We start from the raw sequence: 23,050 nt of genomic DNA on the forward strand, positions 1-23,050 counted from the left end.
GTCTCAAGCTGCCTGTTTTGCCGTGACGAACGCCGCAAGGCTCGCCACATTGGTGAAGTGGTTACGGGTGTCTTTGGCGTCGGCGTCGATCTTGATACCGTACTTTTTCTGGATCGCCAGACCCAGTTCCAGTGCGTCGACCGAATCCAGGCCCAGGCCTTCGCCGAACAGCGTCTGCTCGTCGCCGATGTCGTCGACGCTGATGTCTTCGAGGCCCAGGGCGTCGATGATCAGCAGTTTTATTTCACGGTGCAGATCGCTCATCTTCGGCGAGCTCCTTAATGTAGTAAGAGTGCAAATAATCATTGAGCTTGCGCGAGGCCTGCGGTGCCGGGCCTTGCGTGGCGAAAGTCTGTGGGTCTATATCGGCCCCGACACGAAAACTGAAGTGCACGCGGCGGCGGGGGATGCGATACCAGGGTTCGGCCTTGGTCAGGGTGGTCGGATTGACCTTGATGACCACTGGCGTAAGGATTTTCGCACCGCGCAGGGCAATCGCTGCAGCCCCCCGATGAAAGGCTGGCGCCTGACCAGGTTGAGTGCGCGTGCCCTCGGGGAAAATGATCAGGGTCTGGCCGTTTTGCAGGGACTCGGCGGCAGCGTCGAGCATGTCCATGCTGCCGTCGTTGCTGATGTATTCGGTACTGCGCAGCGGGCCGCGGGTGAAGGGGTTTTCCCACAGGCTTTTCTTCACCACGCAATTGGCCTGGCGCACCAGGCCGATCAGGAACACCACGTCGATCAGCGACGGGTGGTTGGCGATGATCATCTGCCCTGGACGCCCGAGGCGTTCGGCCCCTTGAATGTCATAAGTCAGCACACCGGTGCGGGCCATGAACCGCACGAAAAACCAGAACAGCCGACTGACGGTTTGCCGCGCGCGTTGACGATGCCTGAGCGCGTCACCCGGCAGACAGCCGAGCAGCGGAAATACCAGCAAGCGCAGGCACAACCCGCCGAGCCCGAACAGGGTGAAACTGGCGGCGGTGGCCAGCAAACGCCAGTAATAGGCGTCGCGGTTCTTCTCGGTCACGGGTTGCGTTGCCAGGTCCATACACGATTTTTCCAGGCATGTTGGCAATGGGTTTGCTGACCGAGCAGGGCGCGCAACAGATTCAGCGCGTGGGGCCAGTGCGCTTTGGACACTGTTTCCTGGCCGCTGTTCAGGGTCAGCCGCCAGTCGGTACCGGGGGTGAGCAGCAGACCCAGCGCATAAGGGAACGGCACGTCGTCGACCCACTGCGAATAGGCCTCGGGCGGCTGTTCTTCGGTGATGATCAGCAGCACCGCGGGAGCGCCTTCAGCGAGCAGGGCGGAGGCTTCGATGATGCCGTGTTCCAGGCCATCGCCTGCGGCCGCCAGTGCAGTCATTTCGCTGGTTTCACCGCGCATGATCGACCACAGACCAATGATCGCGTTGTGCACCGACAGGCTGAACTGGGTCGGCGACAACGGCTCTTCCTTGGCCAGGTCACTGAGGATCTCGAAGGTGCGCGGGGTTTCGCCGTGTCGTGAAACAAACACCAGCGGCAGGTTTTCCCGTCCGTCGGCCAGCGGCCAGCCGACACTGAACGCCATCCGCGCCAGACGGCTGAGGCGTCGGCGCTGCATGGCTGGCAGAAACGACACATCGGGCGCGGCATCGCTGCTCGGGAGTACGACCGGTTGTCGGCTCCAGGCCTGCCACGCGACCACGCTGTCGAGTCCCGGGGCCCACGCGCGCCATTGGGCGATGTTGAAGTTGATCACGGATGTTCATCCCGCCCCTGCGGGCTTTTATGACGCTTTGAGTCGCCAGGGCCGCGGCTGACCTGAGGTGGCGCATGGCGCCGGGTGGCGCGCATTATCCCGGTGCGACGAGTGTGTAGCAAATGTTGGTTACGTTTTACGCAACGAAATGTACCGAGTGGTTCGTGGAAAAAATGTCATTTGGCCATTATCCGGATCGTGCGGGATTTGTCTGTCGGGCATATCGGCGCACTCGGGAGGTTTTTACCCGCCGTGCCCGCTGATTTTTGCGCCTGACTCTGTAGTCCGCTTCGTTGAAGGTAGCGAAGCGCACGCACAGGCAACTACACTCGGTCATTCTTTGATACACGGAGGTTTTGTCATGCGGCGCGTGGTGTTCAATCAGAAAGGTGGCGTGGGCAAATCCAGCATTGCCTGCAATCTGGCAGCGGTGAGTGCCAGCGAGGGCTATCGCACGCTGTTGGTCGACCTCGATGCCCAGGCCAACTCCACTCAGTACCTGACGGGGCTCACCGGCGATGACATACCGATGGGCATTGCCGACTTCTTCAAGCAGACCCTGTCTTCCGGGCCGTTCTCGAAGAAAAACCAGGCCGACATCTACGAAACCCCGTTCGACAACCTGCACATCATCACCGCTACCGCTGAGCTGGCCGACCTGCAGCCCAAGCTTGAGGCCAAGCACAAGATCAACAAGCTGCGCAAATTGCTCGATGAGCTGGATGACGAATACGACCGGATTTATCTCGATACCCCGCCCGCACTGAATTTCTATGCAGTGTCGGCGTTGATCGCCGCCGATCGTGTGCTGATTCCCTTCGATTGCGACAGCTTCTCGCGCCAGGCGCTGTACGGGCTGCTGGCGGAGATCGAAGAGCTGAAGGAAGACCACAACGAAGGCCTGGAGGTCGAAGGTATCGTGGTCAACCAGTTCCAGGCCCGGGCCAGCCTGCCGCAGCAGATGCTTGATGAGTTGATCGCTGAAGGTTTGCCGGTGCTGCCGGTGTACTTGAGCAGCTCGGTGCGCATGCGTGAGTCGCACCAGGCCAGCACCCCGCTGATCCACCTCGACCCGAGGCATAAACTGACGCAGCAATTTGTCGAACTGCACAACCTGCTCGAAGACCACTGATTTCCGGATTTCACTCCACTCTCCTGTGGGAGCGAGCCTGCTCGCGAAGAGGCCAGCACGTTCAAAATCTCTGTTGACTGAACGGGCGCGTTCGCGAGCAGGCTCGCTCCCACATTGGGTCCTCCGGAGGGTCAGATGCCCTGGCTACGCAGCCACGCCATCAACTGTGGCAACGGAAACGCCCCGCTCTGGCGCGCCACCTCCCGCCCGTTCTTGAACAGAATCAGGCTCGGAATCGAACGGATCCCCAACTGCGCCGACAACTGCTGATTGGCCTCGCTGTCGAGCTTGGCCAAGCGGCACTTGCCCGCCAACTGCGCGGCCGCCTGCTCGAACACCGGCGCAAAGGACTTGCACGGCCCACACCAGTCCGCCCACACATCCACCAACAACGGCAGATCCCCTTTGATCTGGCTGGCGTAATCGCCTTGCTTGAGTTCGAACGGTTTGCTCAACAGCACCGCGGACTTGCAGCGCCCGCATTTCGGTTGATCGCCCAAGCGTTCGGCGGGGATGCGGTTGAGGCCGTTGCAGGCGGGGCAGGGGATGAGGAGTGGAGTGGTCATGACGGGCTCGGTTTAAGGTGATATCTCGTACGACTGATCTGGAGTCGTACGAGGCGTTTATCAAGGTTGAATCCGGAGCCTCAAGACGAACAACTGATTTCCAGATGCTTGCCCCACTCCGGCGGCCGCTCGGCATAACCTTCCATCCCCGGCTGCTCGTCGAACGGTTTGCTCAGCACCGCATGCAGGCGGCGTACTTCGGAGTAGTCGCCTTGTTCGGCGGCGTCGATGGCTTTTTGCGCCAGATAGTTGCGCAGGATGTACAGCGGATTGACCGCGTGCATCCGTGCCCGGCGCTGTGCCTGATCGCTGTCACCATCACGGGCAACCCGCGCCACGTAGCGTTCGCCCCAGGCATCGAAGCCTTTGATGTCGACGAAGTCATCGCGCAAGCGGGCTACAGCCTGCTCTGCGGACTCTTCGCCGAGATGGCGGAAGAACAGCGTGTAATCGACGCCGCTGTTCTGCATCAGTTGCAACAGGTCTTCGAGCAGTTTCTGGTCGTCATCCTCGGCGCTGGTGAAACCGAGGCGGCGGCGCATCAGGTCGAGGTAGTGCGCCTGGAACAGCGGCAGGTACAGGCCGAGGGTTTCGCGCAGGGCTTCGACGCTGATGAACGGCGTCAGGGCCTGGGCCAGAGCGCTGAGGTTCCACTGGCCGATCGGCACCTGGTTGCTGAACGAGTAGCGGCCCTGATCATCCGAGTGGTTGCAGATGAAGTTGGCGTCAAAGTCGTCGAGGAAAGCGAACGGGCCGAAGTCGAAGGTGATGCCGAGGATCGACATGTTGTCGGTGTTCATCACCCCGTGACAGAAGCCGTAGGCCTGCCACTTGGCGATCAGTTCGGCATTGCGCTCGACGATCTCGCGGAACATCGCCAGATACGGTTCCGGTTGCTCCAGGCATTCGGGATAATGCATCGCCAGCACGTGCTCGCCGAGTTGCTTCTGCTGCTCGGGACGCTTGGTGTAGTAGAAATATTCGAAATGGCCGAAACGGATATGGCTTGGCGCCAGACGCAGTACCATCGCCGCGCGTTCCTGCTTTTCGCGCCACACCGGAGTGTCGGAGCCAATCACGCAGGCGGCACGTGAAGACGGGATGTTCAGCGCGTGCAGCGCTTCGGAGGCAAGGAATTCGCGGATCGACGAACGCAACACCGCGCGGCCATCGCCCATGCGCGAAAACGGCGTCTGTCCGGCGCCCTTCAGATGCAAGTCCCAGTGTTCGCCAGCGTTGTTGTAGACCTCGCCCAGCAACAGTCCGCGACCATCACCCAGTTGTGGCGTGTAGCCGCCGAACTGATGCCCGGAATAGACCATCGCTCGTGGTTCGGCATCGGCCCACAACTTGTGGCCGCCGAACAGTTCAGCAAATTCCTGAGTCTCAGCGGTTGCCGGATCAAGATCGAGCAAGGCCAGGGCCGCCGGGCTGGCGACGACCAGACGCGGGTTGTCGATCGGCTCGGGCAGCACATGGGCGGAGAACGCGTCGCCCAGGCGGGCGAAGCGATTGTCGAAGGTCAGTTCGTCGAGGGCTTTCAAGGGCCGGCTCCAGCAGAATGTCCGAGCATTCTGCTGGGATCAGACCGGTTAGTCGAGTTTGGCCGGCGGCGGCTCTTGCAGCGGTTTCTGATCGTCGGGGATCGGTACGATGGTTTTGGTCTCCGGCTCGATCGGCACCATCTTGTATTCCTGACCGTGGAGGTTCTTCAGGTACACCTCCATCTGGCGGAACGAAATGTTGATGTGCTGCTTCTTGAACTCGCGGTTGATGAAGCGGTTGACCTCATCGAGTACCGGGTTGCGGTCACCGAGGTCACGTACGTGCATGCGCAATTCGTGGTCGAGGGTGCTTTCGCCGAAGTTGAGGAAGTACACGTGCGGCTCGGGTTCCTTGAGCACGCGCGGGTTTTCCCGGGCGGCCTTGAGCAGCAGCTCCTTGACCAGATCCAGGTCGGAGCCGTAGTCCACGCCCAGCTTCAAGGTGACGCGGGTGATGGTGTCGGTCAGCGACCAGTTGATCAGTTGCCCGGTGATGAACGTCTTGTTCGGGACAATGATGTCCTTGCGGTCGAAATCGGTGATGGTCGTGGCGCGGATGCGGATCTTGCTCACCGTGCCCGACAGGTTGCCGATGGTGATGGTGTCGCCGATCCGCACCGGACGCTCGAACAGGATCATGATGCCGGAGATGAAGTTGGCGAAGATCTCCTGCATACCGAAACCGAGGCCGACCGACAGCGCCGCCACCAGCCATTGCAACTTGTCCCAGCTGACGCCGAGGGTCGACAGGGTCGAGACAAAACCGACACCGGCGATCACATACGACAACAACGTCGTGGTCGCATAGGCACTGCCCTGCGCCAGATTGAGTTTCGACAACACGAACACTTCGAGCAGACCCGGCAAGTTACGCGCCAGAGCGAAGGTGATGCCGATGATGATCAGCGCGCCGAGCATGTCGCCGATGCTGATCGGCACCATGCTCATGTTGGCGCCAGTGCCGCTGGTGTATTCGTAGAGGGTGATGTTGTCGAGGTACGAGAACACCGAAATCAGGTCGGCCCAGACCCAGTACAGCGCGGCGATGAAACCGCCGAGCAGTGCCAGACGGATCAGGCGCAGCGACTGTTCGTTGACCTTTTCGATGTCCAGGGTCGGCTCTTCGATGACTGCTTCGCCGTCGCCAGCCTCTTTCGCCGCTTGACGTTTGGCCAGGGCGCGCTGGTAGGCCAGGCGGCGTGCGGCGACCGCCAGACCACGCACGAAGGTAGCCTCGATCACCAGCCAGAACATCAGCAGGTACAGGGTGTTGATCAACCGGTCGCTGAGTTTCAGCGCGGTGTAGTAGTAGCCGAAGCACACCGCGACGAACAGGGCGATTGGCAGCAGGGTGAACATCACGCCCACGGCCCTGCGGAACAATGAGGTGTTTTCGTGGGCCGGACTGCTGATCAGCAGACGGCTGAGCAGCCACGCCATCAGGGCGTAGCAGGTCAATACCACCGGCATGCCGAGCACGTCGTCAGCCAGCGCTGCCGGTTGCAGCTCGGCGACGGCCACCACGGTCACCAGGGCCATCACCACCAGTCCGAGGCGACGGATCCAGCCCTGAAGGAACTCGACCTGCGGCTTGTCCCAGCGGAAGTGCAACTCCGCCACGCCGCCCGGCGAGAGAATCCGGTAAGCGGTGTAGAACACCAGCCACGCCTGGCCCATCTGCAGCAACGCCGCGCCCATGTTGGCGTTTTGCCCGCGGGCGTCGATCTGCAAGGCCAGGCCGCACAGGCCCAGGCCCAGCGCTACCGGCATCGCCAGCAGAATATTGATCAGAATCGCCTGGGGCGTATGCCACTGGCTGTCACGCTTGAAGTGCCCGATGTCCTGGTGAACCTTGTTCAGGCGCGCATAAAGCGCCTTGCGCCGCCACAGTAGAGCGCCGATCAGCAAGGCCAGCGGCAGGAATAGCAACGGGCGCTGGGTCAGGCCGTCGGTCAGCTCGCTCAGGCTTGAGGCCAGCGGCAGGGTGTCGATCTGGCGCTTGAGCCGCTCTGGCACGCCGCGAATCCATTCCGCGTCCAGCGGCTTGTTGCTGGGGATCCAGAACATCTGCTCGTCAAGGGTCGCGCGCAGGCTTTGAGCAGTGCTCAGCAGTTGTTTCTGGTTGAGTTGCAGGGTGATCGATTCGTTGAGCACCGCGCTCAGTTCGCGGTTCAGGCGCTCCAGCAGGTCGGCGCGGGTGTTGGCCAGTTCCATCAGGCTCTTGCGCAACTGCGGGGTGACTTGTTCCGGCGGCTGGGTGGAGAGCAGATTGTCGACGTAGGTCGCCGGATTGCTCAGCAGTTCGCGCTGCTGGCTGACTTCGAACTGATACAGGCGAATGTCGGCAATCTGGTCCGCCAGATCGCGGTCGACCTTGAGCCGGGGCAGCGCCTGTTTCTGCTTATAGAGAATCTTCGACAGCAGCAGACTGCCCTTGAGCACGTTGATCTGCTCGTCGAGGGCCGAATCGCTTTGGGTCAGGCTGTCGAGTTGCTGTTTGGTCTGCAGGTTCTGTTGAGTGACTTCGTTGAGGCGGTCGGTGCTTTTGAGCAGGTAATCGGAGAGCTTGAGGTTGGCCGCACTTTCGGTGGCGAGCAGGCTGCTGCCGCCGGCCTTCTGCGCCTCGATCGACTGCTGAGTGACAGTTTCCTGAGATTGCGCCAGACGCTTCTGGTTGATCAGAGTCTGCAGTTCCTGGATCTCGCGATCGAGACGGTCGGACTTCTCCGAGAGCAGGTCGTGCTGACTGTTGCCCAGATCCTGCAACTGGCTGTTGCCCGCCAGTTCCTGACGGCGCAGCGGAATCAGTGAGTTCAACGCGGCGAGCTCGGCGTTCAACTGGTCGCGCTGCTCGGCGCTGACGGTCTTGCCCGCGTCCTTACCGGACTTGAGGATGTTGTTGATCTGCTGGATGCGCGTCTGGCTGGCAGAGATTTCTGCCTGTGCACGCTCGGGGCGAGTCTGGGCGGTGATGATCAGGCTGTTGGCATCGGCCAGGGCCTTTTGCAGATCGCTCTGCTGGGTCGAGCGATCGGTGAGGATCTGCTCCAACTGCTGGATCGACTCTTTGGTGAAGCGCTGCGCCACCGGCACCACTGGCGTGGCCTTGAGGCGCGTCAGTTCGCGGGTGTTCTCGATGGTCTGCCGAGGGGCGGAGGCCAGTTGCTGCTTGAGGTCGATCAGCTTCTGGTCGTAATCACGCCGGCTGTTGAGTTGATTGAGCGTGGTTTGCAGGACCGTCTGCAGGCTCTTTTTGTCGGCATCCGGCAGTTTGCTGTCGGCCAGCTTGTCCAGGCTGGCCTGCACGGCTTCGCTGGACGGCGGTTCGGCGGCGTAGAGCGGGCCGACGGAAAGACTCAGGCCCAGCAGGGCCGCGAAAAAGAAAGAGCGCAGGGTAGGCATAGAGACCGGTCAAGCAAGTGAGAGTGGACGCAGTTTAGAGGAAGAGACCGGGGCCCGGGCGACTTCCTTCGGGGAATCTGACGCCCACTTTGCCGATCTTGTTCCCGTCCATGACCGCGACCGTCCAGTGAGTGTTGTTCCACTCCACCTGGTCGCCAACGATCGGTGCCCCCCCGACCTTGTGGGCAATGAACGCACCCAGGGTCATGTCCGGATCGATGCCTTCGGCCGGTAGGCCATACAGCGCGGCAACCGCTTTAAGCTGGGCGTCTCCTTCGAGCACGAAGTCACCGAAGAAGCGCAGATCGAGGCCGCGTTGCGGTGCCTGGCTGAACAGTTTTCCGAGCGCTGGCAAGTTGTGTTCATGGCCGATAACACACAGTAAGTCATCGACTTCCAGCACCGTACTACCCGACGGATGGAGCAGTTGTTGGCCACGAAACAGGGCGGCGATGCGGGTGCCTTCGGGCATTTTCAGCTCACGCAGGGGCGAACCGATGCACCATTTCTCGGCACCGAGCTTGTAAACGAACAGCTCCCACTCGCTGGTGATGTGCACTTCCAGTGCCGAACGGGAGATAGGCGCCGGCTCCGGCGGGACCGTCACCTTCAACAGTTTGGCCACCCATGGCAGGCTTGTGCCTTGCACCAGCAGCGACACCAGCACGATGAAGAACGCGAGGTTGAAATACAGCTGCGCATTCGGCAACCCGGCCATCAGCGGGAACACCGCGAGAATGATCGGTACCGCGCCGCGCAACCCGACCCAGGAAATAAACGCTTTCTCGCGGCCGTGGAACGCCTTGAACGGCAGCAGGCCGACCAGTACCGACAGCGGCCGGGCGAACAGAATCATCCATAGCGCCAGACCCAGCGCCGGCAGGGCGATCGGCAGCAAATCGTGCGGGGTAACCAGCAACCCCAGCACGAGGAACATGCCGATCTGTGCCAGCCACGCCATGCCGTCGAGCATGTGCAGAATGCCGTGACGGCTGCGCACCGGGCGGTTGCCGATCACCAGACCGCACAGGTACACCGCGAGGAAACCGCTGCCGTGCAGGGCGTTGGTCAGGGCGAACACCACCAGACCGCCGGCGATCACCAGGATCGGATAGAGGCCGGTGGCGAGGTTGATCCGGTTGACCAGTTGCAGCATCAGCCAGCCACCGCCCAGGCCGATCACGCCGCCGATGCCGAACTCGCGAATCAGGTGGGTCAACAGGCTCCAGTGCAGGCCGGTCTGGCCGCTGGCGAGCATGTCGATCAGGGTCACGGTGAGAAACACCGCCATCGGGTCGTTGCTGCCGGATTCGATTTCCAGGCTGGCGGTCACCCGTTCGTTGAGGCCCTTGCCGCCGAGCAGCGAGAACACTGCGGCGGCGTCCGTGGAGCCGACGATGGCGCCGATCAGCAGGCCCTGGATCAGATTCAGGTCGAACAGCCATGCCGCGGCCATACCGGTCAGCCCGGTGGTGATCAACACCCCGACCGTCGCCAGCGACAACGCCGGCCACAGGGCCACGCGGAAACTCGAGACCCGTGTGCGCAAGCCGCCGTCGAGGAGGATCACCGCCAGTGCGAGGTTGCCGACCAGATAGGCCGTCGGGTAGTTATCGAAAATGATCCCGCCGCCATCGACCCCGGCGGCCATGCCGACCGCAAGAATAATGACCAGAATCGGGATGCCGAGACGGGAGGAAAGTGAGCTGACAAGAATGCTCGCACCTACCAGCAACGCGCCGATCAAGAACAGGCTGTTGATGGTCGTCGCATTCAAAGGCAGTACTCCAGAAGCGTAAAGACGGGCACAAACTGACCATGCAGTCTGCGTGCCAGCGATTCTAACCTGTTGAAATGTGATGCTGTCAAAAAGCTTTTTACGTGGGCATCACATTGAATGGGCACCGAATGAAAACTGTGGTGAGGGGATTTATCCCCGATGGGTGGCGAAGCCGCCCTAAACGCTGAATGCGAGGTGCATCAGATACACCTCGCACGATGGTTTTACGACTGCTTCGCAGCCGATCGGGGATGAATCCCCTCGCCACAATGGATTGCTCCCGATATGGCGAAGTGGGCCTTACAGGCTGAACCGCCCAACCATATTGTTCAGATCCAGCGCCAGGCGCGACAGCTCGTTGCTCGCCGCACTGGTCTGATTCGCGCCGGTAGCCGATTGCACCGACAGGTCGCGGATGTTCACCAGGTTGCGATCCACTTCGCGGGCCACTTGTGCCTGTTCTTCAGCGGCGCTGGCGATCACCAGATTGCGCTCGTTGATTTCGACGATGGCGGTATTGATGGTGTCCAGCGACATCCCGGCACCCCGCGCGATGTTCAGCGTCGATTCGGCGCGCTCGGTGCTGTTGCGCATCGAATCCACGGCGTGTTCGGTGCCACTCTGGATGCTGCCGATCATGCGTTCGATTTCGCTGGTCGACTGCTGGGTGCGATGCGCCAGCGCACGGACTTCGTCCGCCACCACGGCAAAACCGCGACCGGCTTCACCGGCACGCGCCGCTTCGATCGCCGCGTTCAGGGCCAACAGGTTGGTCTGATCCGCCAGACCACGAATCACGTCCAGCACCTTGCCGATGTCACGGGATTCATTCGCCAGATCACCGATCAGGGTCGCGGTGCTCTGTACGTCGGCGCTCATGCGTTCGATGGCGCTGACGGTTTCCTGTACCAGGTCACGGCCGTCGCCCGCCGAAGTGGTGGCGTTCTTCGAGGCTTCCGAAGTGCTCACCGCATTGCGCGCGACTTCTTCCACGGCGCTGGTCATCTCGTTGACGGCGGTGGCGGCCTGCTCGATTTCGTTGTTCTGCTGGGTCAGGCCACGGGCGCTTTCGTCGGTGACGCTGTTCAGCTCTTCGGCAGCGGAAGCCAGCTGGGTGGCCGAGCCGGAGATGCGCTGCAAGGTGTCGCGCAGCTTCGATTGCATCTTGGCCATGGCCGCCAGCAGACGCCCGGCTTCGTCGGTGCCGTCGACGTGGATCGGCTGGGTCAGGTTGCCTTCGGCGATAGTTTCCGCCGCGTCCAGCGCTTTGGAAATCGGCTTGGTGATGCTGATGGTCAGCAGCCAGGCGAACAGGAAGGTCAGGCCGGTCGCCACGACCAGCAGGGTGACCACCAGATTGAACGCCGAGGAATACTGGTCGACCGCCTCTTGATTGGTCTGGCTGATCTGCTCGCCGTTGATCTGCATCAGGCGGTTGAGCACGGTGTTCATCGCTTCGGAGTTGTTCAGCAACTCGGTGTTGAGCAGGTTGCGCAACTCGTCCACCTGATTGTTGCGCGACAGGCTCTTCATCCGGTCTTCGATCTGGCGGTACTGGCCGAGCAACTGCACATATTGATCGTAGGCCGCGCGTTCCTGCGGGCCGCTGATCAACGGCTCATAGGCCGTTTGGGCGGCGCGGATCTGCTGGTTGCGGGTGTCCAGCAGTTCCATGGTCTTCTGCTGTACGTCCGGCTCGCGGTTGACCAGCAAGCGGTAGGACAGCACCCGCAGGCGCAAGGTCAGTTGGGTGAACTCGTCGAGGTTCTTGATGCTCGGCACGCTGCTGTTGGTGATGTCCTCGGCAGCGCCGCGGATTTTGCTCATCTGGTTCAGGGCGAACACGCCGAGAATCAGCATCAGGCCGCCGATCAGGGCGAAGCCGGTGAACGCCCGGGGGGCGATATTCATATTGCGAAGGGACATGGCGCGGATACCAAAAAGGGCCGCATCCATGCGGGCTGAGACTGCTGTATGGATGACTTATCGGTCATACGACTAAAGTCTTGAGGCACTGTGCGTATTTGTCGCATATGGGCCTGAGCGACGAAGTGCAGGAACCAGATCGGCAGATCACAGTCTTTTAAACTCGCGAGAACGGTCGGCCGCCAGGAAAATCAAGGCCTTGCGCCGGTATAACCCTGGCATCCGCAGTGACTTTTCTTTATCGTACGCGCCCTTTGAAAAACGCCTGGAAGATCAAAATGTTGGAAGCATCCCTCAGCCAATTGGAACAGCTCGTCAGCGACCTGGTGCAACAGAACCAGACCCTCACGCAAACCAACCAGACCCTGTCCACGGAACTGGCCCAGGCCAAGGATGAAAACGAAAGCCTGCAACTGAGCCTGATGGAACAGGAAGAGAAGCACGGCGCCACCGCAGCGCGCATCCAGGCTCTGGTTGATCGCGTCAACGCAGGCCCTGTCAGCGCATGAACCACGGCACCGCAGGGGTAAAAGTCATCTCCATTCTCGGGGAGGACTATTCGATCAAGGCACCGGCCGGGGAAGAACAGACCCTGCTGGACGCCGCACTGATGCTCAAGGCCGCACTGGCCGACACCAAACGCAAATACCCGACGCTGATCGGTGACCGCTTGCTGGTGCTGGCAGCGATGAACCTGTGCTCGCAGCAGATCGAAATGAAGAAGCAGCATCAGGCAGAACTCGACCGTTACCAAGAGCAAGTCAGCGCCACGGTCGACACCATCGCCAAGACCATCAATCAGGGCTGATGGGGTTGCGCACAACCAAAGAATAAATTGTCGATCAGGTTGTATACAATCGGCACGGCTGTTGCATTGTTTCGGCCACTTATTCTTTGGGGGTGCTCCATGCAGTTGTGGCGACGCAGTATTCAATGGCAGCTGATTCTCAGCATGGGCACCGCCCTGCTGGTCAGCATCCTTATCGTGGTTGGCATTTATACCCTGGTGGTCAACCGCCTCGCCCAGAGCTATCTGGTCGAACAAGCGCTGCCGTCGAGCATCGAAGCGACGCGCAACGACATCGAACGCATCCTCGTCCAGCCGCTGACCGCCGCCAAAGACATCGCCAGCAATTCCATGGTGCGCGACTGGTTGGCGTCGGGTGAAGACAGCAGCAAAACAGCGGCCTTCGCGCAGTATCTGGAGGGCATCCGCGCCGAACATAAAGCCTTCACAGCACTGATCATCGGCACCGATTCCAATCACTACATCACCGAAAAAGGCCTCGACCGCACCCTCAGTCGGGCCAAACCGGCCGATGCCTGGTTTTATTCCTTCCTCGACAGCCATCAGCCGCGCACCCTGAACATCGACAACGATGGCGCCACCGGAGAATTGGCACTGTTCATCGACTTGAAGGTCGAGCAGGCCGGCAAAGTGGTCGGCGTCGCGGGACTCGGCCTAAGCATGAAAGAGCTGTCGGAGTTGATCCACAACTTCAGCTTTGGCGAGCGCGGTAAGGTCTATCTCGTGCGTTCCGACGGTTTGATCCAGGTTCACCCCGAGGCGCAGTTCAGTGGCAAGCGCACCCTCACGGAGCAGATCGGTGCGTCGGCGGCGCAAGCGGTCATGGGTCAAAAAGTTGCCACCAGCAGTTCCTTCCAGCGCGATGGCGAAGACTTCCTCGCCTTCAGCCTGCCGCTGCGCGATCTGGGCTGGACGCTGGTGGCCGAAGTGCCGCAATCGCAGATCTACGCCGAAGCCCGCAAGGCGATGTGGATGAGCGGCGGCATCGGTCTGGCGGTGGCACTGGTGTGCCTGGCGCTGGTGGTGTGGCTGGCCCAAGGGCTGGTGCGACCGATTCGTCAGGTAACAGCCGCGCTGGTAGCGATCGGTAGCGGCGGTGGAGATTTGACCCATCGGTTAGATTCCAGCCGCGCCGATGAGCTGGGCGATCTCGCGCGCGGCTTCAACCGTTTTCTCGACAGCCAGCGCGGGCTGATCGGCGAAGTGCTGACCACCAGCGAGCGTTTGCGCACGGCGGTCGACCAAGTGGCGAAGGTGGTGGAAAACACCGCCGAACGCTCCGGGCGCCAGCAGGAAATGACCGACATGGTCGCCACGGCGGTGCATGAGATGGGCCTGACCGTGCAGGAAATCGCCCAGAACGCCGGCAACGCCGCGCTGGCTTCACAAACTGCTCGCGATGAAGCGCTGCAGGCGCGGGAGGTGGTCGGCGGCTCGATCCGTCATATCGAAAGCATGTCCGATGAGATTGGCGTGGCGGCGGGCGCGGTGGGTGAGCTGGCGCATCAGGTGGCGTCGATCGATTCGGTACTGGCGGTGATTCGCGGCGTGTCCGAGCAGACCAACTTGCTGGCGCTCAACGCGGCGATTGAAGCGGCGCGCGCCGGAGATATGGGGCGCGGGTTTGCGGTGGTGGCGGATGAAGTGCGCACCTTGGCGCGCAGGACGCAGGCGTCCACCGACGAGATTCAGCAGATGATCGGCAGCCTCAAGCAAGGCGCAGAGAATGCCGTGTCATCGATGCGCACCGGGCAGGCTGCGACCGGCACCGGGGTTGAGTCGAGCCAGCGTACCGGCGCGTCGTTGACTGCGATTACCGGGCAGGTCGAGCGCATCAGCGACATGAACCATCAGGTGGCGACCGCGACGGAAGAACAATCGGCGGTGACCGAGGAGATCAATCGCAACGTGCAGGGGATTTCCGATCTGGCCCGGGCGACGGCGGGCGAGGTGCGGGCGTGTCGCGAGGATTGTCAGATGTTGCAGCGGTTGGCGGATGATCTGGCAAGGCAGATGGGTGGGTTCAAGCTGTCCTGAGAGATGTGTTGTTTGAACTGACGCTATCGCGAGCAGGCTCACTCCTACAGAGGAACGCATTCCAACTGTAGGAGTGAGCCTGCTCGCGATTGGATTTCAGCCGCGGCACACAACTCGGATCAGAACCACCCATCCTGCATCGCCAGGCACGTATCATCCCGCGCCTCCAGCAACGCCAGCTCCTGGTGACAGCCCGGCACTTCCCACGTCAGGAAATACCGCGCCGCCTGTAGCTTGCCCATATAGAAGTCAGCATCCGCCGCATTGCCTTTGGCCAAACCTTCCTCAGCCCGAATCGCCTGCTCCAGCCAGCGCCAGCCAATCACCGTGTGCCCGAACACCCTCAGGTACAGCGCCGAATTCGCCAGGCTGCTGTTGACCTTGCCCTGCGCCAGATCGGTGAGCAGGCCGATGGTCACCGCTTGCAGGCGCGCCACCAGTTTCTCCAATGGCTCACGCAGTGCGGTCAACGATTCATACGCAGTCGCGCGCTCGGCGGTGTTGGCGATCAGACGGATCAGTTGTTTGAGCCCCGCGCCGCCGTTCTGCGCCAGTTTGCGCCCGAGCAAGTCCAGTGACTGAATGCCGTGGGTGCCTTCGTGGATCGGGTTCAGGCGGTTGTCGCGGTAGTACTGTTCCACCGGGTATTCGCGGGTGTAACCGTGACCGCCGAGAATCTGGATCGCCAGTTCGTTGGCCTTCAGGCAGAACTCCGACGGCCAGGATTTGACGATCGGCGTCAGCAAATCCAGCAGCTCGTGGGCCTGTTTGCGCTCGGCTTCGGTTTCCAGCGTGGTGGTGTCATCGAACAGCCGCGCCGCGTACAGGCCGAGGTCAAACGCCCCTTCGACGTAGGACTTTTGCGTCAACAGCATGCGTCTGACGTCCGCGTGCTGAATGATCGCTACCGGCGCGGTGCTCGGATCCTTGCTGTCCGGCACTCGGCCTTGCGGGCGTTCGCGGGCGTATTCCAGCGAGTACAGGTAACCGGCGTAGCCGAGCATCGCCGCGCCCATGCCGACGCCAATCCGCGCCTCGTTCATCATCTGGAACATGTAGCTCAAACCATGGTGCGGCTTGCCCACCAGATAGCCGACGCACTCGCCGTTATCGCCGAAGTTCAGCGCGGTGGAAGTGGTGCCGCGCCAGCCCATCTTGTGGAACAGCCCGGCCAGCAGCACATCATTGCGCTGGCCGAGGCTGCCGTCATCGTTGACCAGAAACTTCGGCACAATGAACAGCGAAATACCTTTCACGCCTGGCGGCGCGTCGGGCAGTTTGGCCAGCACCATGTGCACGATGTTTTCCGACAGCGGATGATCGCCGCCGGAAATGAAGATCTTGTTGCCCTTGAGTCGATAAGTGCCGTCGGACGCCGGCTCGGCGCGGGTACGAATATCCGACAGCGACGAACCGGCGTGCGGTTCGGTCAGGGCCATGGTGCCGAAGAAACGGCCGTCGATCATCGGTTGCAGGAATCGCTGTTTCTGCTCGTCGGTGCCAAAGCTTTCGATCAGATTGGCCGCGCCCATGGTCAGGAACGGGTAGGAAGTGGTCGCCGCGTTCGCCGCTTGAAAGTGCGCGAAGCACGCTTGCGACAGCAGCGTCGGCAGTTGCATGCCGCCGGCTTCGAAGCTGCGCGCGGCATTGAGGAAACCCGCTTCAAGGAACGCGTCCACCGCCGGTTTCACTTCGGGAATCAGCATCGCCTGGCCGTTCTCGTAGCGCGGCTCGTTCTCGTCGCCCTTGCGGTTGTGCGGCGCGAAGTATTTCTCGGCGATGCTGCGCGCGGTGCCGATGGCCGCATCGAAGGTCTCGCGGTTGTGCTCGGCAAAGCGCTCACGCCGGGTCAGGCCCTCGGCATCGAGGACTTCGTACAGCTCGAAAGCCAGATTACGGGAACTGAGCAGCGTCTCGGACATGGCGGCCTACCTGAAAATGGGGGTTGGGCCGAGTCTAGGCTTGCTGATAAAGACTGAATACGATGATTGATAACGGTGATGTCAGGGCCGAGCACCGACTTAACAAACACCCCAAAACAACTGTGGGAGCGGGCTTGCTCGCGAATGCGGTGGATCAGTCACTGGAGATGTCGACTGACACAACGCCTTCGCGAGCAAGCCCGCTCCCACATTGGGATTTGATTGTCAGGCAACCATCGCGGTTGCCTGACTTCTCGGGTTTAACCGATAGTCATCAGGCTGGCATTACCCCCCGCCGCCGCGGTGTTGACGCTCAATGCACGCTCGATCACCAGACGCTCCAGCGCAATGTTGGTCTCGCCCTGGGACAGGCCCTGAACGCCAACGATCGCACCGGCACGCTTGGCAATCTGCTGGCAGACGCCACGCAACTGGTCGGAATGGCCGTGATGCAGAACCGCATCAAACACCACTTCATCCTTGTGCCAGTCGGCAACCCGTTTGATCCGCGCCTGAACTTCCTTCGGCAGGCGTGCGAACAAGGCCTTGCTGATGTCGGACTCCGGCCATACCGCCGAACCGCCGACAGCCAATACCGCCGCCAGTTGAGTCAGCAGATCGCCTTCGACGTCGGCCAGGCACAGCACGTGTTCACGCGGCAGGATCGCGTAGCTGTTCTTCTCGCCGGTCGGGCCGGCCAGCACGCGGGTGATGCCGCTTTGCGATTGCGCGGCGTACTGCACGCACAGGGTGCTCAGTTCGGCGTACTGGTTGCTCTCGGCCCAGGCCTTGAAGGCGTTCAGCGGTTTGCTCATGGCATCACGCAGACGCACGTCCGGGGCGACGACTGCATCACCGCGAGCGAAGGATTGCTCGATCGCGTCAGTAGGACGGGTCGACAGCAGACGGTACAGGTACAGCGGACCACCGGCTTTCGGGCCAGTACCCGACAGGCCTTCGCCGCCGAACGGCTGCACGCCGACCACGGCACCGACGATGTTGCGGTTGACGTAGACGTTACCGGCGTTGACGTTGTCGATCACCTTGGCGATGGTCTCGTCGATGCGGGTGTGTACGCCGAGGGTCAGGCCATAACCGGAGGCATTGATCTGGCCGATCAACTGGTCGATGTCCTTGCGCTTGTAGCGCACCACGTGCAGCACCGGGCCGAAGATCTCGCGTTGCAGCTCGTCGAAGCTTTCCAGCTCGATCAGGGTCGGCATGACGAAGGTGCCGCGTTTGACTTCTTCGCTGTCGGCGATAGCCACTTGGTACACGCTGCGACCTTTATCGCGCATGCCCTGGATGTGCTTGTCGATGCCGGCCTTGGCTTCGGCGTCGATCACCGGGCCAATGTCCACGGACAGACGCTCAGGGTTGCCGAGGCGGCTTTCAGCCATCGCGCCTTTGAGCATTTCGATGACACGGTCGGCGGAATCTTCCTGCAGGCACAGCACGCGCAGGGCCGAGCAACGCTGGCCGGCACTGTCGAAGGCCGAGGACACCACGTCGATCACCACTTGTTCGGTCAGCGCCGAAGAGTCGACGATCATCGCGTTCTGCCCGCCGGTTTCGGCGATCAGCGGAATCGGACGGCCCTGGCTGTCGAGACGGCCAGCGATGTTGCGTTGCAGCAGGCGCGCGACTTCGGTGGAACCGGTGAACATCACGCCTTTGACGCGCTCATCACCGACCAGACCGGCACCGACGGTTTCACCGCGACCCGGCAGCAGTTGCAGCACGCCTTCGGGAATCCCGGCTTCCAGCAGCAAACGTACGGCTTGCGCGGCAACCAGCGGCGTCTGTTCCGCAGGTTTGGCCAGTACCGGGTTACCGGCGGCCAGTGCGGCAGCGACCTGACCACTGAAGATGGCCAGCGGGAAGTTCCACGGGCTGATGCACACCACCGGGCCCAGTGGGCGGTGGGCGTCGTTGCTGAAATCGTTGCGCGCCTGCACCGCGTAGTAACGCAGGAAGTCGACCGCTTCACGCACCTCAGCAATGGCGTTGGCGAAGGTCTTGCCGGCTTCACGGGCCAGCAGGCCCATCAGTGGCTGGATCTCGCCTTCCATCAGGTCGGCGGCACGCTCCAGAATCGCCGCGCGCTCGGCGGGCGGGGTGGCCTGCCAGATTGGCGCAGCATTCAGGGCGCACTGGATCGCGTTGTCGACGTCTTCGACGGTAGCTTCCTGCACGTGACCGACCACATCGCGGTGATCCGCCGGGTTCAGCACCGGTGCCGGGGCTTCGTTGCTGGACGCGCAACCGAGCATCGGCGCGGCTTTCCAGTTGTTGTGCGCAGTGGCGAGCAGGGCGCAGGACAGCGAGGCCAGACGATGTTCGTTGGCCATGTCGATGCCGGCGGAGTTGGCGCGATCGGCGCCGTAGAGGTCACGCGGCAGCGGAATGCGTGGGTGCGGCAGGCCGAAACCACCTTCCACGGTCGCCATCTGCTCGATCTGCGCCACCGGATCGGCCACCAGTTCCTGAATCGAAATCGACTGGTCGGCGATGCGGTTGACGAACGAGGTGTTTGCGCCGTTTTCCAGCAGACGACGCACGAGGTACGCCAGCAGGGTTTCGTGGGTGCCGACCGGTGCGTACACGCGGCACGGACGGTTCAGCTTGCCTTCGGAAACTTTGCCGACAACCTGCTCGTAGAGCGGTTCGCCCATGCCGTGCAGGCACTGGAATTCGTACTGGCCCGGGTAATAGTTCTGACCGGCAATGTGATAAATCGCCGACAGGGTGTGGGCGTTGTGCGTGGCGAACTGTGGGTAGATGACTTCCGGCACCGACAGCAGTTTGCGCGCGCAGGCAATGTAGGACACGTCGGTGTACACCTTGCGGGTGTAGACCGGGTAGCCTTCCAGGCCTTCGACCTGGGCGCGCTTGATTTCGCTGTCCCAGTACGCGCCTTTCACCAGGCGGATCATCAGGCGATGACGGCTGCGGCGGGCCAGATCGATCACGTAGTCGATCACGTACGGGCAACGCTTCTGATAAGCCTGGATAACGAAACCGATGCCGTTCCAGCCGGTCAGTTGCGGTTCGAAGCACAGGCGCTCGAGCAGATCCAGCGACAGCTCCAGGCGGTCGGCTTCTTCGGCGTCGATGTTCAGGCCGATGTCGTATTGTTTGGCCAACAGGGTCAGCGACAGCAGGCGCGGGTACAGCTCGTCCATCACACGCTCGTACTGCGCACGGCTATAACGCGGGTGCAGCGCCGAGAGCTTGATGGAAATGCCCGGGCCTTCATAAATCCCACGGCCGTGGGAGGCTTTGCCGATCGAGTGAATGGCTTGTTCGTACGACGCCAGGTACTTCTGCGCATCGTGTTCGGTGAGGGCCGCTTCACCGAGCATGTCGTAGGAATAGCGGAAGCCCTTGGCTTCGAACTTGCTCGCGTTGGCCAGCGCTTCGGCGATGGTTTCGCCGGTGACGAACTGCTCGCCCATCAGACGCATGGCCATGTCGACGCCCTTGCGGATCATCGGCTCGCCGCTCTTGCCGATGATTCGGCTCAGCGACGAGGTCAGACCAGCTTCATTGTGGGTCGACACCAGTTTGCCGGTCAGCAGCAGACCCCAGGTGGCGGCGTTGACGAACAGCGACGGGCTGTTGCCCAGGTGCGGCTGCCAGTTGCCGGTGCTGATCTTGTCGCGGATCAGCGCATCGCGAGTGCCTTTGTCCGGGATACGCAGCAGTGCTTCGGCCAGGCACATCAGGGCCACGCCTTCCTGAGACGACAGGGAAAATTCCTGCAGCAGACCCTGAACAATGCCTGCACGACCGCCGGCACTTTTCTGGTTACGCAGTTTTTCCGCGATGGTCGCAGCGAGTTTGTTGGTGGCTTCGGCCATCGGTGCCGGCAGGCGTGCCTGCTCGATCAGCATCGGCACCACTTCCGGCTCAGGGCGGCGGTAAGCAGCAGTGATCGAAGCGCGCAGCACCGATTGCGGCAGGATGCTTTCAGCGAATTCGAGGAAGCACTGGTGGGCGTGATCGGTATGGACTTCACCGGCATCGTCGGTGTCTTTGGCGGTCAAACCGTTCAGCTCGGTCAGGGTTGCACCACCCTCGAGTTTTTCCAGGTAATTGAAAATTGCCTGCTTGATCAGCCAGTGCGGTGTGCGATCAATCGAGGTCGCGGCAGCCTTCAGGCGCTCGCGGGTCGGGTCATCGAGTTTGACCCCAAGGGTGGTGGTAGCCATATTTTTATCCTCATGGTTGCCACAGTTGCGTGGCATCAGCTGGCGGCAAGATTAGCCGTGCGCCGGAAGAGGTGCAACCGGGTGCAACCCTTTTTTTGTCGGAAAAATAAACGCTTCGTCAGGAATTATTTTCTGGTACTGAAGTGCCGCTCCTGCTTGGTGCTTTTACTTCTAGCGGAGCGCCGTGACTGCGCTAAAAAGGAGCAAAAACGGCATATTTATCGGTATATCCGACTGGGTGCAACTTAATCGCCAGAAACTGGTTGCACCTTTTTTACTTTGTTGCATAGCATTCGCGCCCAAGGTGCAACCGGGAATACCCGGTGCATCGGCTGGTGGCTTTCCTGGGGAAACATCAGTCCTAAATGCGCGGGATCCCGTTTCGTCTGCCAAACGTCGTCGTTTGTGGGCGATCAATCACCGCTGCAACATAAAAACAAAGCCAGGGCGTAACTTAATGAGCGTAAGCAATCCAACACTGATCACGTTCGTGATCTACATCGCAGCAATGGTGCTGATCGGCTTCATGGCCTATCGCTCCACCAACAACCTTTCAGACTACATTCTTGGCGGCCGCAGCCTGGGCAGCGTCGTGACGGCTCTGTCCGCCGGTGCTTCCGACATGAGCGGCTGGTTGCTGATGGGCCTGCCGGGTGCCATCTACATGTCCGGTCTGTCCGAAAGCTGGATCGCCATCGGCCTGATCGTCGGCGCCTACCTGAACTGGCTGTTCGTCGCCGGCCGTCTGCGCGTGCAGACCGAGCACAACGGCGATGCCCTGACTCTGCCGGACTACTTCTCCAGCCGTTTCGAAGACAAAAGCGGCCTGCTGCGTATCATCTCGGCGGTGGTGATTCTGGTGTTCTTCACCATTTACTGCGCTTCCGGCATCGTGGCTGGCGCCCGTCTGTTCGAAAGCACCTTCGGCATGTCCTACGAGACGGCGCTGTGGGCCGGTGCTGCGGCGACGATTGCCTACACCTTCGTCGGCGGTTTCCTCGCGGTGAGCTGGACTGACACCGTACAAGCCACGCTGATGATCTTCGCCCTGCTGCTGACGCCGATCATCGTGCTGCTGGCCACCGGTGGTGTCGATACCACGTTCCTCGCCATCGAAGCCCAGGACCCAAGCAACTTCGACATGCTTAAGGGCACTACCTTCATCGGCATCATCTCGCTGATGGGCTGGGGTCTGGGTTACTTCGGTCAACCGCACATCCTCGCGCGTTTCATGGCCGCTGATTCGGTGAAGTCGATTGCCAACGCCCGTCGTATCTCCATGACCTGGATGATCCTGTGCCTGGGCGGCACCGTCGCCGTGGGTTTCTTCGGTATCGCCTACTTCTCGGCGCACCCGGAAGTCGCCGGCCCAGTCACCGAGAACCACGAGCGGGTGTTCATCGAACTGGCGAAAATCCTCTTCAACCCGTGGGTGGCCGGTGTCCTGCTGTCGGCGATTCTCGCCGCTGTGATGAGCACCCTGAGCTGCCAGCTGCTGGTTTGCTCGAGCGCTCTGACTGAGGACTTCTACAAAACCTTCCTGCGCAAATCCGCTTCCCAGGTGGAACTGGTGTGGGTCGGTCGCGCGATGGTGTTGCTGGTAGCGCTGATCGCTATCGCCATGGCCGCCAACCCGGAAAACCGCGTACTGGGCCTGGTGTCCTACGCCTGGGCCGGTTTCGGTGCCGCGTTCGGTCCGGTGGTGCTGATCTCGGTGATCTGGAAGGACATGACCCGCAACGGCGCACTGGCCGGCATCCTGGTCGGCGCGATCACCGTAGTGGTCTGGAAGCATTTCGAACTGCTGGGTCTGTACGAAATCATCCCGGGCTTCATCTTCGCCAGTCTGGCGATTTACATCGTCAGCAAAATGGGCGAGCCAACCAAAGGCATGGTGCAGCGCTTTGAAGCGGCGGAAAAAGATTTCCACCTGAACAAGTGATGCACTGAGCTTCGGCTCACGGAAAAAC

At 61.3% G+C, this 23,050-nt stretch carries 15 protein-coding genes and 1 pseudogene; 5 read left to right on the forward strand and 11 right to left on the reverse strand.

The window, feature by feature from the left end:
* Nucleotides 1-3: 3 nt before the first annotated feature.
* Genes ACOYXG_RS01800 through ACOYXG_RS01810 form a run of 3 tightly spaced genes read right to left on the reverse strand, consistent with a single transcriptional unit; the run spans nt 4 to nt 1,749 of the window.
* Nucleotides 4-264: a phosphopantetheine-binding protein gene (locus tag ACOYXG_RS01800; RefSeq protein ID WP_007967290.1), complete on the reverse strand. Its 261-nt coding sequence runs from the start codon at nt 262-264 to the stop codon at nt 4-6.
* Nucleotides 245-1,054, reverse strand: coding sequence for a lysophospholipid acyltransferase family protein (locus ACOYXG_RS01805; protein ID WP_460355596.1), 810 nt, complete (start codon nt 1,052-1,054; stop codon nt 245-247). Before ACOYXG_RS01805 ends, ACOYXG_RS01800 begins: the two co-directional genes overlap by 20 nt.
* On the reverse strand, nt 1,030-1,749 hold the full coding sequence (locus tag ACOYXG_RS01810; protein ID WP_115988364.1) for a beta-ketoacyl synthase chain length factor: 720 nt from the start codon (nt 1,747-1,749) through the stop codon (nt 1,030-1,032). The genes ACOYXG_RS01805 and ACOYXG_RS01810 overlap by 25 nt, the downstream gene beginning before the upstream one ends.
* Before the next feature lie 361 nt (nt 1,750-2,110).
* Here ACOYXG_RS01810 and ACOYXG_RS01815 point away from each other — a divergent pair, with 361 nt between their 5' ends.
* Nucleotides 2,111-2,881: a ParA family protein gene (locus tag ACOYXG_RS01815; RefSeq protein ID WP_115988363.1), complete on the forward strand. Its 771-nt coding sequence runs from the start codon at nt 2,111-2,113 to the stop codon at nt 2,879-2,881.
* 131 nt (nt 2,882-3,012) lie between these two features.
* Here ACOYXG_RS01815 and trxC read toward each other — a convergent pair whose 3' ends face one another.
* The 6 genes and pseudogenes from trxC to ACOYXG_RS01845 all read right to left on the reverse strand — a co-directional run.
* Nucleotides 3,013-3,447 carry a thioredoxin TrxC gene (gene trxC, locus ACOYXG_RS01820; protein WP_027611346.1) on the reverse strand — a complete coding sequence of 145 codons (435 nt, stop codon included), beginning with the start codon at nt 3,445-3,447 and terminating at the stop codon, nt 3,013-3,015.
* Nucleotides 3,448-3,527: 80 nt separating this feature from the next.
* Nucleotides 3,528-4,991: a protein adenylyltransferase SelO gene (selO, locus tag ACOYXG_RS01825; protein ID WP_460355601.1), complete on the reverse strand. Its 1,464-nt coding sequence runs from the start codon at nt 4,989-4,991 to the stop codon at nt 3,528-3,530.
* A gap of 48 nt (nt 4,992-5,039) precedes the next feature.
* Nucleotides 5,040-8,393, reverse strand: coding sequence for a mechanosensitive channel MscK (mscK, locus tag ACOYXG_RS01830; RefSeq protein ID WP_460355604.1), 3,354 nt, complete (start codon nt 8,391-8,393; stop codon nt 5,040-5,042).
* Between the two features lie 34 nt (nt 8,394-8,427).
* A complete protein-coding gene (locus tag ACOYXG_RS01835) occupies nt 8,428-10,170 on the reverse strand; it encodes a potassium/proton antiporter (RefSeq protein WP_096794715.1) in 1,743 nt (580 codons plus the stop codon).
* A gap of 303 nt (nt 10,171-10,473) precedes the next feature.
* Complete coding sequence (locus ACOYXG_RS01840; RefSeq protein WP_371917813.1) at nt 10,474-11,346, reverse strand: methyl-accepting chemotaxis protein; 873 nt, start codon at nt 11,344-11,346, stop codon at nt 10,474-10,476.
* 30 nt (nt 11,347-11,376) lie between these two features.
* A pseudogene (locus ACOYXG_RS01845) lies at nt 11,377-12,129 on the reverse strand (MCP four helix bundle domain-containing protein); the annotation flags it as partial.
* 248 nt (nt 12,130-12,377) lie between these two features.
* Between ACOYXG_RS01845 and ACOYXG_RS01850 the strand changes: the two are divergent.
* The 3 genes from ACOYXG_RS01850 to ACOYXG_RS01860 all read left to right on the forward strand — a co-directional run bounded on the left by ACOYXG_RS01850 (nt 12,378) and on the right by ACOYXG_RS01860 (nt 14,944).
* The gene (locus tag ACOYXG_RS01850; protein WP_003220969.1) at nt 12,378-12,608 is read left to right on the forward strand and encodes a hypothetical protein; all 231 of its coding nucleotides are present in this window, start codon (nt 12,378-12,380) and stop codon (nt 12,606-12,608) included.
* Complete coding sequence (locus ACOYXG_RS01855; protein WP_027611351.1) at nt 12,605-12,907, forward strand: cell division protein ZapA; 303 nt, start codon at nt 12,605-12,607, stop codon at nt 12,905-12,907. Before ACOYXG_RS01850 ends, ACOYXG_RS01855 begins: the two co-directional genes overlap by 4 nt.
* A 99-nt stretch (nt 12,908-13,006) precedes the next feature.
* Nucleotides 13,007-14,944 (forward strand): methyl-accepting chemotaxis protein, encoded by a 1,938-nt coding sequence (locus tag ACOYXG_RS01860; protein WP_460355608.1) that lies wholly within the window; start codon nt 13,007-13,009, stop codon nt 14,942-14,944.
* 119 nt (nt 14,945-15,063) lie between these two features.
* On the opposite strand, the gene ACOYXG_RS01865 is transcribed toward ACOYXG_RS01860, so the two are convergent.
* Complete coding sequence (locus ACOYXG_RS01865; protein ID WP_460355611.1) at nt 15,064-16,866, reverse strand: acyl-CoA dehydrogenase; 1,803 nt, start codon at nt 16,864-16,866, stop codon at nt 15,064-15,066.
* 260 nt (nt 16,867-17,126) lie between these two features.
* Nucleotides 17,127-21,080 (reverse strand): trifunctional transcriptional regulator/proline dehydrogenase/L-glutamate gamma-semialdehyde dehydrogenase, encoded by a 3,954-nt coding sequence (gene putA, locus ACOYXG_RS01870; protein ID WP_460355614.1) that lies wholly within the window; start codon nt 21,078-21,080, stop codon nt 17,127-17,129.
* Between the two features lie 457 nt (nt 21,081-21,537).
* Between putA and putP the strand changes: the two genes are divergently transcribed.
* On the forward strand, nt 21,538-23,022 hold the full coding sequence (gene putP / locus ACOYXG_RS01875) for a sodium/proline symporter PutP (protein WP_103368701.1): 1,485 nt from the start codon (nt 21,538-21,540) through the stop codon (nt 23,020-23,022).
* Nucleotides 23,023-23,050: the final 28 nt, after the last annotated feature.

Source organism: Pseudomonas sp. G3-39, from assembly GCF_054790485.1.

Bases quoted from the DNA above. Each gene is read 5' to 3' on its own strand.
- mscK (WP_460355604.1), bottom strand. From the start codon at position 8,393: ATGCCTACCCTGCGCTCTTTCTTTTTCGCGGCCCTGCTGGGCCTGAGT.
- ACOYXG_RS01855 (WP_027611351.1), top strand. From the start codon at position 12,605: ATGAACCACGGCACCGCAGGGGTAAAAGTCATCTCCATTCTCGGGGAG.
- putA (WP_460355614.1), bottom strand. From the start codon at position 21,080: ATGGCTACCACCACCCTTGGGGTCAAACTCGATGACCCGACCCGCGAG.
- trxC (WP_027611346.1), bottom strand. From the start codon at position 3,447: ATGACCACTCCACTCCTCATCCCCTGCCCCGCCTGCAACGGCCTCAAC.
- ACOYXG_RS01815 (WP_115988363.1), top strand. From the start codon at position 2,111: ATGCGGCGCGTGGTGTTCAATCAGAAAGGTGGCGTGGGCAAATCCAGC.
- ACOYXG_RS01800 (WP_007967290.1), bottom strand. From the start codon at position 264: ATGAGCGATCTGCACCGTGAAATAAAACTGCTGATCATCGACGCCCTG.
- ACOYXG_RS01850 (WP_003220969.1), top strand. From the start codon at position 12,378: ATGTTGGAAGCATCCCTCAGCCAATTGGAACAGCTCGTCAGCGACCTG.
- ACOYXG_RS01805 (WP_460355596.1), bottom strand. From the start codon at position 1,054: ATGGACCTGGCAACGCAACCCGTGACCGAGAAGAACCGCGACGCCTAT.
- ACOYXG_RS01860 (WP_460355608.1), top strand. From the start codon at position 13,007: ATGCAGTTGTGGCGACGCAGTATTCAATGGCAGCTGATTCTCAGCATG.
- ACOYXG_RS01865 (WP_460355611.1), bottom strand. From the start codon at position 16,866: ATGTCCGAGACGCTGCTCAGTTCCCGTAATCTGGCTTTCGAGCTGTAC.
- putP (WP_103368701.1), top strand. From the start codon at position 21,538: ATGAGCGTAAGCAATCCAACACTGATCACGTTCGTGATCTACATCGCA.
- ACOYXG_RS01840 (WP_371917813.1), bottom strand. From the start codon at position 11,346: ATGGCCAAGATGCAATCGAAGCTGCGCGACACCTTGCAGCGCATCTCC.